The following is a 13,714-nucleotide window of genomic DNA, read 5'->3' as shown; positions in this document are numbered from 1 at the left end:
CTTTAGGAACACGTTGGACCACCAGTCACACCGTCTCACTGCGTTGTTATAAGAGGCGCAATCCACACAAGCATTGCTTGTGATGAAGAGTTAGTGAGAGTGGGATAACACTCTCTCGGTGTAAGACCGTAGAAGCCCGCTCATTTATGAGCGTGGAGTTGTCACTAATGCGAGTATGCATGACGTGGGCATGTTTCAGCTGGAGGATTGAATGTACTGTTTATCAACGATGATGTTCGTTTCGGTCGAGTCAGAAGCGAGTGAGGAAAATCTCAAGAGCCATACCATATTGTAGCAGATGGATAATGCAACATCTCTTCTGTAAGAAGTTGGGAGCATCCCTGAATTCTTTGTGCTCTTATTCGTTTTCTATTCGTTCGTAAATGTCAGATAAGCCGTGCCGCTCTGCCAATCATCGCTGATACACTATTTCCTACGAGATTGCCCGTGATGAATCAAGACCGGGCAATCTGCGCTGAGATCGGGAGCGCTAGTTAGTGAGCCGCCATTGCTGGTTGTAATCTTGTCCCCACCACCAGCCCCAGTTGACCATGGGAGCTCCATTCGTGGAGACGCCGTAATTGTCGACACATTTGCCGGACGCGCGGCAAACAATGTTGAAGTATCCGGAATCCGCCGGCGTCAGCGCCCATTGCTGATTCCAGCTGCCGCCGTTCTGCCACTGCCCGATCGAGGAGCCGTCCGCCGTATTGTTGACGGTATCCAAATACAGGCCACCGGTGACACAGCTGAGCTTGTAGTAACCGTTCCCGATCGCCGTCAGCACCCACTTCTGGTTTGGGCTGGAGCCGGAGCTCCATTGATACACGCCTGATCCATTGGCCGTTCCTCCCAGATTGTCTAAAAACTCGCTATCGGCTCGGTTTTGCAGCCGGTATGTGCCGCTGGCGTACGGGAATTTCGTCGTGTCGCTCAGCCCCATATCCGCCCGAAGCGCGCCGACGATTGCGATGTGCCGATATCCCGTGGGTTCATTGTCATAATTCGCGCCGTAGGGCCAGTAGTGCTGAGCGTCACAGCCGATCACAGCGCTTGGGCCATCGAGCTGCTGCACTCGCGCCAGGGCGTTCGCCCCGGTCCACGCCCCATTGTTTCGAAAATTGTTCCAGCTTGAGTAGGTGCCCGTGCCCAACCAGTGGGAGATTTCATGCTCGGCGACCCGCGCATTGATCGATCCTCCGAACTCAATCCATCCCCCATAGCCGTCGGTCTGCGCCGTGGGAACGCCGGAGTTATACGTCACCGCGATATTGCCGCTGTAGTTTGCGTAAGTGTTGTAGTTGCCAACGGCGGTATTCATTGCGTTCGAGATCGCTGAGTTGATATTCGGATCGGAAGGAACTGATACCCACGACCACGTCAGCGCGGCGTGGCTCGCAGCCGCAAGATTGAGCATCATGAGAGTCAAACAGATCCTGCCGACTGACTTCTGTACAGCTTTTGTTGCATTCATAACTATTTTCTCCTTAAGCACTATCGCATCACGCGCCAGCGAACTCTCTCTCGATTTGATCTGTATAGCAATTATCTCTATCAAAACACCATAATTTTGTTGTGTATATTCTCCTTTCAGAGATCTCACTGAAGCGTTCCCCATCACTCCAAGGACGCATCAGAAGAGCCGCGAATACGCAGTTCCGCCACCAGGCGTGCGTATTGCCTTGGTATCTCAGGATCTGCCAGGCGAGCTTGCAGTAAATCCCAGGTGAGTTTGCACATTTCCTGAACGGGCTGTACGATCGTGGATAACGATGGAGCCACATCTTCGCTGACTTCGATGCCGTCACACCCGACAATGCGTACGTCCTGCGGAATCCGATATCCCAATCGCCGCAATTCCCCATGCACGCGAATAGCCAGCACATCGTTGGTGCATATGATTGCATCTGGGCATCCATGGACAGCCACATATTGCTTTAGCGCCGCGATCGTCCCAGCACGGGTCCAATCGACGCCACTGATGATTACCGGTTCAATCCCCCGCTCCGTCGCGGCGCGGTAGTAGGCGACGCATCGTGGGTCCGCCTGGCCTTGCTGGGATCGTTCGATAAGCGTTTGATGATCCGTATTCGACACATTAGCCCCGAAAAACACGACATGGTCTTTATTCGGCAGGAACAGATGATTGCACGCGGCTGCCGCCGCCACGGAAATATCCACATGAACGCTGTCCACGCCCGTCACATCGACGATGCCCATGGAGACGACCGGCTTGGAGGAAGGAACAAGCTCATCGACGTAAGGACGGTATCGATCGAAGACATCGACGAGAACGATGGCGTCATTCGGCGCGTTGAGTAAATCCCAAAGGTCCGGCAGCGCATTGGACGGAGCAATATGGCCAATCGTTGTGGCGATCAGATGGTAGCCGTGAGCATTGGTAATACGCTCAAAAAACTGCAGGACATTGCTATGATAGACGTCGATGGTTCCTGGGAACGCAACGGTAATCGTATTGGTGCGGCCGGAAGCAAGCGCGCGCGCGGCAAGATTCGGTCGGTAGCCAATTTCCTCCGCCGCCTGTTTGACACGCTGTCGCGTCGTCTCCGGGATGCCAATGTCATATCGGTTGGTGAGAGAAAATCCGACCGTAGCCTTGGAAACCCCGGCGCGTCTGGCGACATCCTCTTGCGTGGGCCTGCGTAACAAAATAGAAAGCTCCATTGAAATTTCAAGCGTGACGCCAAGGGCTACCCATAACTAGTGCGCGCTACTAGTGCGCGCTACTAGAAAACCATTATATACTGGGAGGCTGCGCTTGTCAAGAGATTTGATTGTGCAAAGTTGAAAACAGAGGGAGAGCATCTTTTGCAAGCCCCAAAATATATCAAAATGATGGGGCTCTTCGAAGTCGGATGCTCTGGCGAGTTAGAACCCATATCAGGGAAATCCAGGGATGTCAGCCATCCTGTCCAGGTTCTCTCAAAAACTGGCGACATCGATAACGGCGTCGGCAAATGCGCGCGGGGCTTCTTGCGGAAGATTATGCCCGACCCCGCCCTTGATGAGCCGGTGCTCATACTTGCCCGAGAACTTCTTGCGGTATGCGGCGCTGTTCGGGTGAGGGGCGCCGTTGGCGTCGCCCTCCATGGTAATCGTGGGGATGGTGATGACCGGAGCTTCCGCCAGCCGTTTTTCAAGAGCGTCATATTTCGATTCGCCTTCCGCCAGACCGAGTCGCCAGCGGTAGTTGTGAATGACAATGCTGACATGATCGGGATTGTCGAAAGACGCGGCGGTGCGATCGAACGTGGCGTCATCGAAGTTCCATTTCGGTGAAGCGATCCGCCAGATGAGTTTCGCAAAATCGCGCCGGTTTTTGTCGTAACCTGCTTTGCCTCGCTCCGTTGCAAAATAATATTGGTACCACCATTGCAGTTCCGCCTCGGGCGGCAGTGGTATCTTTCCGGCCGCCTGATTACCAATCAGGTAGCCACTCACGGAGACCAGCGCCTTGCAGCGCTCCGGCCACAGAGCCGCGATGATGTTCGCCGTTCTTGCTCCCCAATCAAAACCGGCAATAGTCGCCTTTTCGATCTTGAGCGCATCCATCAAGGCGATGATATCGACAGCGACTACAGATTGCTGACCATTCTGGATTGTTTCAGTGGAAAGAAATCGCGTCGAGCCATAGCCGCGCAGATATGGGACGATCACCCGATATCCCTGCTTGACTAACAGAGGCGTGACATCGACGAAGCTGTGAATGTCATACGGCCAGCCGTGCAGCAGAATGGCCACAGGACCATTCGCAGGTCCCTCGTCCGCGTATCCAATGTTGAGGACCCCGGCGTCGATCTGTTTCAGCGGACCAAAGGATGCCGGCGGATCGACGCCCACCGTATTGACCGCTGCTGGAGCGGCCTCGCCCTGGTCCGCGAAGAGCGGGCGCTGGGCGAGAAAAGTCGCCCCCACCGATGCGCTGGCCATCGCCAAAAGACGACGGCGCGATATGCCGGTTGGTACTGTTTCATTCATGATCGATCTCCCTACTCCATTCAAATATCAAGGACCACATTCGCAGCGGGCTGTGAGCAGCAAACAAGAACATTACCGGAAGCGGGACGCTCAAGTGGCTCGGGTCGATAACTCACCGACCCGCTAATCAGACCGCTGATGCAGGTGTGGCACACTCCCATCCGGCACGACCATCTCACCGAGACGTCGCAGGCCTCAGCGAACTCCAGCAAATTCTCGAATTTCGGATCCCAGGCGACCGTGATTCCACTGCGCGCAAAAGAGACGGATGGACCAGGGCCTGGCGGCCCTTGTGGCGGGTGAGGCGTGTGGTCAACCCGCGCCACACCCGGCGTAACGCCGTCAAGGGCGCCGAATATCTCCAGATGTATTTGCTCGAAGGGCGCCCCCCACGCCCTGAGGCCGTCGCTCATGTTCTTCAGGAATGCAGAGGGACCGCAAAGATAGAATTCGCTATTGGCGGGTACGTTCATCTTCTCTAGCAAAGGGATGTCAATGCGCCCTGAATCATCAAAATCCACCCCTTCCTGGTCAGCTGGAGCCGGCCGGCTATACAGGAAGCAGCTTCGCCCTTGAGGCAGCTGTCGCAGCAGAGAGCGGGATTCTTCCGCAAACGGGTGGTCCTCGCGATTGCGCGCTCCATAGATCCACCAGACGCGCCGCGGTGATGTCTCCGCAGCGAGCGCGTGCAGCATCGCTAATACTGGCGTGGCGCCGACGCCGGCGCTGAGCAGCACAACCGGACCGTCGCCGGGGCGTAACGTAAAGGCGCCCCGCGGTGCACTGACATCCAAGATATCGCCTTCTCGCACCTGGTTATGCAGGAATGAACTTCCAACCCCATGGGATTCGAGCTTGACGCTGATACGAAAGGAATCGATGCCCGGCAGATCAGACAAGGAATAACTGCGAAGAATGGGCGGTTTCTCCGGATCCACTTGCAGGCGCAGCACCACAAATTGTCCTGGCTGGGGCCTGACAAGGGGGAGCCCGTCGTTTGATGTCAGCACAAAGGAGCGAACGCTGCTGCTTTCTTTTTGGATATGCGAAACTCGCATTGGTCTAAACCCGAGCCATGCCGGCGGCGCTTCCTCTGTGGCAAGCCCTGAATTACCTTGACCCGTTTGTGCGCTCGATCCTTGCCTGAGCATCGCCTCAAAGGATTCCCGCCAGCCTTTACTGAGGGCTGGAATCCGAAGCGCGCGTTCCATTTGCTCGTGAGAATGCCCGGGCAAATACAGCAGCGCATCCACGTCAGCGACCGTGAGCCCTTCGGGACCATCGGCGATTTTCACGATCTCATCACCGGCTTCCACTTCTCCCTCCTGCAAAACGCGGAAGTAAAATCCGGGTCTGTGATGCGCCACGAGCAGGGCCGGCATACGAGGTTCGTTCATGCGGATGCCCACTCGGTAGCAGGTGACACGTGGCTGCGTCACTTCAAATACCGCGTCACCGATACGATAGCGATCGCCGATACAGACCTCCTCATCGAGAAGTCCCTCCACAGTGAAGTTCTCTCCAAACTGGCCGAAGGTGAAATCGTTACGCCCTAAAAAGCGCTCCCAGTAGTGGTAGGAGTCCATCTGGTAGACAAACACGGCGCGCTGCTCTCCGCCATGCCCCGACAGATCTGCTTGCGCATCGCCGTCAATATTGAGCTTGCGGACCATTCGCGGCCCCTCCACCGGGAATTTCCAGACCGAGGTTCGGACTGTTTTGCCATTCCATATCACTTCACGCGGCAAACCCACATTGACCGAAAGCAGCCGGGCCATAACGATCTCCTCCTCAAATCTTGCGCCGCCTCAGAATCATCCAAGCTAGAGTTGCTCCATGAACTCACGCACAAGCGCCGCAATTTCATCTGCGTTGGTGTCGAGCGCGAAATGTCCTGCGTCGAGCACGGCGACTTTCGCGTTCGGTACGTCTTTACGGTAGCGTTCCGGCTCGCCGAGATCGAACGAGAGATCGTGTTTGCCCCAGAGGACCAGTAGCTTGGGCTGCGTCTTCTGCAGCCATGCCTGCCACTTTGGATAAGCCTCGACGTTCGTGCGATAGTCGTAGAAAAGATCGCTTTGGATCTGCGCCTGCCCGGGAGCGCACAGAAAGGCGTATTCATCGGTCCAGAGATCGGGGTCATAGAGATCGATCTGGGGATCGTCTCCGAGATGGCGTGTCTTCGTGGTTTGAAGCGACAGTAAGTTTTCGCGCAGCGCTTCCTCATGAACCGATCGATCCGCCCAAAACGCCCTTCGGGCGGCCCAGTTCGCCCCAAGGCCATCGTTGTGAGCGACCGCATCCTGGACGATAAGCGCCTGTGCCCGCTCCGGGTACGCCAGAGCCATGCGAAAGCCAACGGGCCCGCCGTAGTCCTGCATGTAAAGCGTGTAATGCGCGAGCCCGAGGGTTTCGGTGAAGCGATTCATGATCTCGGCGTAGCGATCGAACGTATATGCGAATTGGCCTGGGTCTGGCCAGTCGCTGTGTCCGAAGCCAGGATAGTCGGGCGCGACCAGGTGATAGCGATCGGAAAGCCGAGCGAAGAGTGGCTCGAACATCCGTGATGACGAGGGAAGTCCGTGCAGCAGGAGCAGCGTCGGCGCGTCTTTGGGGCCAGCCTCTCGGTAAAAGAGGGAGAGCCCGTCTATCTGTGTCGTGCGATAAAAAGTCGGGTGTTTCATGGAACTTTCCTTTACCTCAGCAACTTGCCGGCGAGCCAGTAATCAGCACTGAATTTTCCCGGACCAGAACAGATCAGCCAGATAAAGAAGAGCACGTACAGGACTTCCGGAAGGTAGAGGAAGCCGTCGAGCCAGTTCCAAGGCGAAAGTCCTTTCGGCAGGGTAGAAAGCGTGGTGGTCAGGATGGCGACAATCATATCGATCAATAAAGCCACGCAGGCCGGGCTCGAAAGAAACCCTACGACCAGCAAGGATCCGCCCACGAATTCGACGCCCGACACGAAATAAGCCATCCGGTGGGGAAACGGGACTTTGGCCTGAACGAGCGTTTCGTAAACACGTTTCACGCCGCCTGCGACAAACAATTTGTTTGCCCCTGAGATGGCGAAGAACAGCCCGATCGAAACGCGCACCAGCAGGATGGCGTATTGTTCCAAATCACCGCCGCCTAGCAGCGCAAATTGAACCAACCGTTTCCAATCCATGTTTTACCCCTCCATCAGTTGACTTTGAGATTAGGCGTCCATCCGCTCCACCCATTGAGCGCGCGATGCGGGCGCTGCGAATGGGTCCGCAAAGTACTGTGTTTCCCGCGCCACCTTGTCGCCTCGGAACTCCATGATGCTCACGGTGTAGGACGGCTTGCCGTCATATGTCAGGATGAATTCCGTGACCCAAAGATCACCTCCGCCGATGATCCGTCGGATCGTAAACCGCTTCTTGCTCGGCTGACTCGCGCGCTGGTTCTGTATATTGTGTCGACTGCGAGTTCGCTCGCCCGACTGCGGGTATTCCAGAACTGCGTCCTCGTGATAGATGCGGTGTTCCGTTTCAAAATCGTTGGCGTCGGACGCCGCCCAATGCTGATCCAGCGCCGCACGGATCTCTTGATCTCGCACTCCAGAATACTGTTCCTTCTTTTGCTGATCGTTCATCTTGAGCCTTCAATTCAACAAGAACCTAACTGCTTTAGCGTAGGAGGAGTCTGCGCGACTGGACGAGCCGCGCAGACTCCTCCTACGGGTTATTGTTTCGCGGATCGTCTTTCGCGCTGAGGTATTCCAGCCCAAGCGGCCCCATCGCAGTTACTTGCGTGACGTACTCGCCGGATTTCGCCCAGTGGAAGTGGGGCGTATCGCCAGGGAGAATGATCACGGCGCCAGGCGGATAGGCTTCCAACTTACTCGCGTTGAATTCATCACCCAGCCCGATATAAAAGACGCCGGAAATCACGGTATAGACTCGATCCTCTGGGTGCTTGTGAGGCATGAGCTTCTCGCCGTGGGGCGCTTTGACCCTGATTGTGTATGGGCCGGGCTCCGAGGGCTGCCCCACGATGACGGCCAGCCGGATGGCGGGTGGAAACGCCGGGAACGGCATCCAATCTCAACATTTAAGTTCACCTGTGTTTTTTCCATGATTCTGGATGTCACGTTATTTGCTTCGGATAATGTGCGGTGGGCCCAGGTAGGGAAACTCATCCAGAAAATCGTTGTGAGGCCCGACGTTATCTCCCGTCACCTTCCCGTTGGTGAGAATAGCGAGGAAGACATCAGAAACGTCGTCGATGAGCGCGCGGCCGTTGACCGGGAAGGACGCGGGGCGTTTGGGGTCATAGCGCAAAAGGTCCGGCAATAGTTTTCCCGCCACCCGCATTGCTTCCTCCGGTGGATAGCCGCCCGTGTGTTCCAGAGCGTGCGCGAAGACAGGAACGAAACGGGCATCGTCCGCTGGCTCACCGGCGAGGTAGGCGTCGTTCTGCTCACCGGCAAGAAAGGGAGTTTGGTTGGGCCGCGCCCCACGATCCGCTTGGATCCAGCCCCCACCCGCGCTGTCTGCTGGAATCAACGTGCGAGCCCACAGGTCAACCTCTTTCGGCCCAAGAAGGGAGTTGGGCACTTCCAGCACAATGCTGCAAGTATCTTTGTCCGCGAAGAAATCCCCACTGGCGAACTGGAATTTGTCGAGCGTGCCCAGTACGTCGAAGAAGAAGGGATCGCTGCGCCAACCGGCAAAGAACCGGTGGTCACCAGCCTGCGTCACATGTCCCTCGCGCCCTGTCGAGACCGGCGCTCCTTCAACAATAACCTTCCCGTCCGCGCCTGTTTCGACGGCCTGTGCGCCCTCTACACGGCGCAGCGTCGCGCTCTGTTCGCCGCCCTCAAACGACGAGAAGCGCACCTCGTAACTAATATTGGCGACGGCATCGCCGTCCGTATCGATCTTTAACTCGTACCGGGCTGCGGGCGCGAAGGGCTCGGCAGTAGTAGGTCCCGGCGGATTCAGGCCGACGGACGGATGAACGTTCATAATGAAGATCGACTTGCCGGGGTCTCCCGGCTTGGGAAAAGCATACAGATCGGTCAGGTCGAGGCGCGCGTCCCCGCGCGGGAATCCGATGTTGGGACCGGAGTAATGGTGTGACATCGTCTATCTTCTCCTATTGTTTGCTGAAGCCGAGCGTTAACCATACGTGAAGTCCGGCTTGCTCTGTCCGACCTCGATAATGTAACCGTCAGGATCGCGAATGTAGCAGCGTATCTCGCCGTACTTCGGGATCGGCTCCGTGATGAACTCGGCTCCTCGACTTTTCCATAGTTCATAGCATGCTTGAATATCCGCGACGCGGATATTCATAAAGCTGTTGATCTTATCCGGGTCGGCGAGGACGCTGAGTGTTACCGACGGCTTGTCGGGGGTCGGCCCGCCCCCGACGTTGACGATAAGCCACGTATTCGCGATCTGAATGTACCCAGGCGCGCCCTTGCTGTCGCCTCGGCTCACAATGCGACCGTCGAAGACCGTTTCGTAGAAGCGAGCCGATCGGTCGATGTCGGAGACGGTAAGAAAATATGCGACGGTGAACCCGTCCTTCGGGGGCATCTCATAGCTCTTCTCTTCAATTTGTACGCTGTTCATTGGCGGCTCCCATTCCGCATAGAGTGCTCATTAAAAATTCGGTTGCGGCCTAGCGCTCGATTTGGCCCAGGTAGTATCCAAGCCGATTTTCGGCGTCCCCCGGCTTGTGGAAGCCGCGCTCCATGAGCGCTTTGATCCCATTCTGAGCGGCGGGTCGCCCGAGCGAAGCGATGCACGCATCCCACCCCGCGCCGAGCTCGACGTCCGGAGGCAGGCTGGTGTTGACCAGGCGCTTGGTGTTGGCGATCGCCCATTTGTCGAACCCGGCAATCCGAGTCGCGAGCGCTTCTACGAACGCATCCAGATCGGCGTCGGGCAGGACGCGATTCACGTAGCCGTAGGCCTCGGCCTGGTCTCCACTGATGTCTTCAGAGCTTAATAGCACCTCGAGGGCGCGGTTTCGGCCGATGAGTTGGGGCAGCCGGGCCATGGGGCCGCCGCCGGCGACCATCCCCACGCCCACCTCCCATTGCGAGATGATGGTCTTTTCGCGGCTGGCGAAACTCATGTCACAGGCGAGCGTGAGCTCGCTGCCGTTGCCCGTCGCCCGGCCGCGGATGAGGGCGATAGAGGCGACTGGCGAGCGGGTCAGACGCACGAGGAAGTCCGGCCAAGGCGGCAGGCCTGTGGGACCGGCCGGCATTGAGGTCAAGTCCCCGAGCTTGGCGATGAAATCGGAGTGATTCAGGAAGTAGTCGTCGACCGCGCTGTCGAAAACCACGACCCTCACATCTTCATCGGCCTCCAGAGCGTCGATGAGTTCCTGGAATTGCCGGACCATTTCCGGGCCCATGACGTTGATCGGGGGGTTGTCGATCGTGACCCGCCAATAGGCGGGCGACCGCCGGGCCAGGCGAATCTGAGCTGGTTTCGTTGGTGTATTCAAAGTTGTCATGATTTCTCCTTTTGCAGTCGGTTTATTGAACGCCCCATGAGTCGCAACGTTGACCGTTTTAACTCGCCGGGAGTTGCTCAATTACCGCCACGCCTGCCTTGCTGACCACCTCGTCTTGCGAATCAGTACCGCCCGAACAACCGATTGCGCCGATAATCCTGCCCTGCTCGATCAAAGGAATACCGCCACGGGAGGCAATGACCCCGTCGAACGCGAGCAGGTAGTTGAGATGCATAAGATTGACACCGTCCTCGAAGACCTTTGTTGGGCGCCGGAAGGTCGCCGCTGCTCGCGCCTTGTGTTCCGCAATCTGAATAGAGGCAAGCATCGCGCCGTCCATTCGTTGGAAGGCAACCAGGTTACCGCCGGAGTCGGCTACTGCTACGTTCATCTTCCAATTCCGATTCTTGGCCTCCGCCACGGCGGCTCGAATAACCGTCAGGGCTCGGTCGAGTGATATCGGGAGCCCATAGGGCACATCGAATGGCATTTCGTCTGGGACGGCATCAAGAGGATTCGACGACGTGAACCGTTCTTCAACGGCGATTTCTGTTTTGCTCGACATACGTTTCCCTCCTAAATAGAGAAATCATTTGAAAGTTATACAATCCCCGCCGCTCTCGCAAGCAAAGGAAAGCAAGTGATCGCGTAAAGTCTAAATAGCGCCTCTATTACATCTCGCCACGGTCAGATACTGAACGCTGAACAGGCGCTCCGGGTCCATCCAGACCTGCGCGACCTGCCAGCCCGCCTTTCGTGCGAGCGCCTCAAATTCATTCAGTCCGTACTTATATGACGACTCCGTATGAATCATCTCGTCTTTCGCAAACTCAATCCTCGCGCCGCCGACAGAGACCTGTTGATCGCACAGGCTGACCAGGTGCATCTCGATACGACTCTGCAACGGGTTGTAGCAGGCGAAATGCTCCCACTTCGTCAGGTCGAAATCCGCGTCGAGTTCGCGGTTGATTCGCGCCAGCAGATTGAGATTGAACGCCGCCGTGACACCCTGGGCGTCGTTGTAGGCCAGCTCTAATATCTGCGGAGCTTTCTTCATATCTACGCCGATCAGCAATCCGCCTCCCCTCCCGCATAAATCGGCAATCTGTCGCAGGAACTGGATCGCTTGCTTGGGCGTAAAGTTCCCGATGGTCGAGCCAGGGAAATAGACAACGCTTTGCGTGATGGCGCGGCTTCCGCAGGGCAAGGAAAAATCCTGCGTGTAGTCCGCACAGACTGGCAGCACTTCGAGATCGGGATACCTTTTGCAGAGCGCACGAGCAGAATTGTAAAGATGTTCCCGAGAGATGTCTATGGGAACATAGGAGGCCAGATCGGGCGCGTTGTCCAGGAGGATGCGCGTTTTCAGGCTGCGACCGCTGCCGTATTCCACCAAGCGACAGCCCGCTCCCAGCAGCGCAGCCATCTCGCCAATGTGCGCCCGTAGAATACCCATCTCGGTGCGGGTTGGGTAATATTCCGGCAGTTCACAGATTAGGTCGAAGAGCTGTGAGCCACGCTCATCATAAAAATATTTGCAGGGCAGCGTCTTCACGTCTTGCCGCAGTCCGCTCATAATCTCTTCGGCGAACATATCCAGGTAAGGCTCGAAATCACACAGCGCGATGTCCGTCATGGTCAAGCATCCTTTGCTAGCCGCAGGCTGGTGAACTGCCAACGGGCGTTGGGCGGGAAGAAATTGCGACGCGTGGATCGGATATGGGTTTGCGAAGTGGCGCACGAACCGCCGCGCAGTACGAACTGGTTGCACATGAACTTGCCGTTGTATTCGCCGAGCACTCCCGGCAGCGTCTTAAATCCAGGGTAGGAGACCGACACGCCGATCTGGACGGTTCGCATCACTTTGTCGAGCGATCCCAAATGCCGCCGCGCGACGGCAAGGACGTTGAGCGCCGCGACGCGAGCCGCCTTACGCCCCTCTTCCACATTGAGTTCCGATCCGACACGCTCAATCAATTTCGCGTCGCGGCCCTCCGTGGAAAGCATCCCGCTTAGAAAAAGCAGACAGCCCGTCCGCACAGCTTCCACAGAGGTTCCGAACGACTCGGGCGCCGCGAATGGATCCGCGAAGTACTGTGTTTCCCGCGCAACCTTGTCGCCTCGGAACTCCATGATGCTCACGGTGTAGGAAGGCTTGCCGTGATATGTCAGGATGAATTCCGTGACCCAAAGATCACCGCCGCCGATGATCCGTCGGATCGTAAATCGCTTCTTGCTCGGCTGACTGGCGCGCTGGTTCTGTATATTGTGTCGACTGCGAGTTCGCTCGCCCGACTGCGGGTATTCCAGAACTGCGTCCTCGTGATAGATGCGGTGCTCTGTTTCAAAATCGTTGGCGTCGGACGTCGCCCAGTGCTGATCGAGCGCCGCACGGATCTCTTGATCTCGCACTCCAGAATCCTGCTCCTTCTCTTGTGGATCGTTCATTTTGAGCCTTCCGTTAGAAGTCCTGCGCCGTGGGCCGGATGACGACCTCATCGATTTCCACTTCGGCCGGCTGATCGATCGCATAAGCGATCGCGCTTGCGATCGAGGCGGCCGGAATCGCCATTTTGTAGAGCTCGCGCAGATCCTTTCTGGTCGCCTCCTCCGAACTGCCTTCCGGAAGATCCGTGGCGACCGCACCGGGAGAGATCATCGTGCAGCGGATATTCTCGGAATGCAGTTCTACCCTCAGTCCTTCGGTCAGCGCGCGCACGGCGAACTTCGTGGCGCTGTAAACCGTCCCACCCGGCGCGAACACTTTGATCCCGAGGACGGAGGCGAGATTAATAATGTGACCGCTTTTCTGCTTTTGCATCTGAGGCAGGACGGCGGCGACCCCGTAAAGAACTCCCTTGATGTTGACGTCAATCTGTCGATCCCACTCCTCGACCTTGAGCTGAGGAATGGGAGCAATCGCCATAATACCGGCGTTATTCACCATTACATCGATACGCCCGAAACGTTCCAAGGCTCTCTCGATGAACATATCCACTTCTGCTCGCTTTGTGATATCGACGGCGAATCCGGCCGCTTTGCCTCCCGTTTCCAAAATCTCTTGCACTACTGCATCGATCCGGCCCTTACGCCGCGCTCCCAGCACGACTATCGCTCCGTGCTGCGCCAGAAGTCTCGCTGTGACTTCTCCAATGCCGCTGCTGGCGCCGGTAATGATCACGACTTTGCCTGCAATGTTCGATGACTCCATTTTCTA

The 13,714-nt window shown here is 56.9% G+C and carries 14 protein-coding genes and 1 pseudogene; all 15 read right to left on the bottom strand.

The window, feature by feature from the left end; genetic code table 11:
* Nucleotides 1-490: 490 nt before the first annotated feature.
* Complete coding sequence (locus ABIZ35_RS13910; protein ID WP_348220511.1) at nt 491-1,474, bottom strand: RICIN domain-containing protein; 984 nt, start codon at nt 1,472-1,474, stop codon at nt 491-493.
* A 143-nt stretch (nt 1,475-1,617) separates the two neighbouring features.
* Nucleotides 1,618-2,670 (bottom strand): LacI family DNA-binding transcriptional regulator, encoded by a 1,053-nt coding sequence (locus ABIZ35_RS13905; protein ID WP_348220510.1) that lies wholly within the window; start codon nt 2,668-2,670, stop codon nt 1,618-1,620.
* Nucleotides 2,671-2,943: 273 nt separating this feature from the next.
* On the bottom strand, nt 2,944-3,999 hold the full coding sequence (locus ABIZ35_RS13900) for an alpha/beta hydrolase (protein WP_348220509.1): 1,056 nt from the start codon (nt 3,997-3,999) through the stop codon (nt 2,944-2,946).
* 20 nt (nt 4,000-4,019) lie between these two features.
* Nucleotides 4,020-5,777, bottom strand: a complete 1,758-nt coding sequence (locus ABIZ35_RS13895) for an MOSC and FAD-binding oxidoreductase domain-containing protein (RefSeq protein ID WP_348220508.1) — start codon at nt 5,775-5,777, stop codon at nt 4,020-4,022.
* 45 nt (nt 5,778-5,822) lie between these two features.
* Entirely contained in the window at nt 5,823-6,683 is an 861-nt protein-coding gene (locus ABIZ35_RS13890; RefSeq protein WP_348220507.1) for an alpha/beta hydrolase, read from the bottom strand.
* Between the two features lie 11 nt (nt 6,684-6,694).
* Nucleotides 6,695-7,168 carry a DoxX family protein gene (locus tag ABIZ35_RS13885; RefSeq protein ID WP_348220506.1) on the bottom strand — a complete coding sequence of 158 codons (474 nt, stop codon included), beginning with the start codon at nt 7,166-7,168 and terminating at the stop codon, nt 6,695-6,697.
* A 30-nt stretch (nt 7,169-7,198) separates the two neighbouring features.
* The gene (locus tag ABIZ35_RS13880; protein WP_348220505.1) at nt 7,199-7,618 is read right to left on the bottom strand and encodes a nuclear transport factor 2 family protein; all 420 of its coding nucleotides are present in this window, start codon (nt 7,616-7,618) and stop codon (nt 7,199-7,201) included.
* 82 nt (nt 7,619-7,700) lie between these two features.
* Nucleotides 7,701-8,063 (bottom strand): cupin domain-containing protein, encoded by a 363-nt coding sequence (locus tag ABIZ35_RS13875; RefSeq protein ID WP_348220504.1) that lies wholly within the window; start codon nt 8,061-8,063, stop codon nt 7,701-7,703.
* A 54-nt stretch (nt 8,064-8,117) separates the two neighbouring features.
* Nucleotides 8,118-9,110: a DUF4331 family protein gene (locus tag ABIZ35_RS13870; protein ID WP_348220503.1), complete on the bottom strand. Its 993-nt coding sequence runs from the start codon at nt 9,108-9,110 to the stop codon at nt 8,118-8,120.
* 36 nt (nt 9,111-9,146) lie between these two features.
* Complete coding sequence (locus tag ABIZ35_RS13865) at nt 9,147-9,602, bottom strand: VOC family protein (protein WP_348220502.1); 456 nt, start codon at nt 9,600-9,602, stop codon at nt 9,147-9,149.
* 49 nt (nt 9,603-9,651) lie between these two features.
* Entirely contained in the window at nt 9,652-10,497 is an 846-nt protein-coding gene (locus ABIZ35_RS13860; protein WP_348220501.1) for an enoyl-CoA hydratase/isomerase family protein, read from the bottom strand.
* 58 nt (nt 10,498-10,555) lie between these two features.
* Entirely contained in the window at nt 10,556-11,062 is a 507-nt protein-coding gene (locus ABIZ35_RS13855) for a heme-binding protein (RefSeq protein ID WP_348220500.1), read from the bottom strand.
* Between the two features lie 90 nt (nt 11,063-11,152).
* The gene (gene egtD, locus ABIZ35_RS13850; protein ID WP_348220499.1) at nt 11,153-12,133 is read right to left on the bottom strand and encodes an L-histidine N(alpha)-methyltransferase; all 981 of its coding nucleotides are present in this window, start codon (nt 12,131-12,133) and stop codon (nt 11,153-11,155) included.
* Between the two features lie 434 nt (nt 12,134-12,567).
* Nucleotides 12,568-12,945: pseudogene (locus tag ABIZ35_RS13845) on the bottom strand (nuclear transport factor 2 family protein); the annotation flags it as partial.
* A 13-nt stretch (nt 12,946-12,958) separates the two neighbouring features.
* Nucleotides 12,959-13,708, bottom strand: a complete 750-nt coding sequence (locus tag ABIZ35_RS13840; RefSeq protein WP_348220498.1) for an SDR family oxidoreductase — start codon at nt 13,706-13,708, stop codon at nt 12,959-12,961.
* Nucleotides 13,709-13,714 lie beyond the last annotated feature (6 nt).

The sequence above is a fragment of the Capsulimonas sp. genome, assembly GCF_039929585.1.
GTDB lineage: Bacteria > Armatimonadota > Armatimonadia > Armatimonadales > Capsulimonadaceae > Capsulimonas.
Note: the sequence above shows the minus strand (reverse complement) of the source record. Positions and strands in the feature narration are given on the sequence as shown.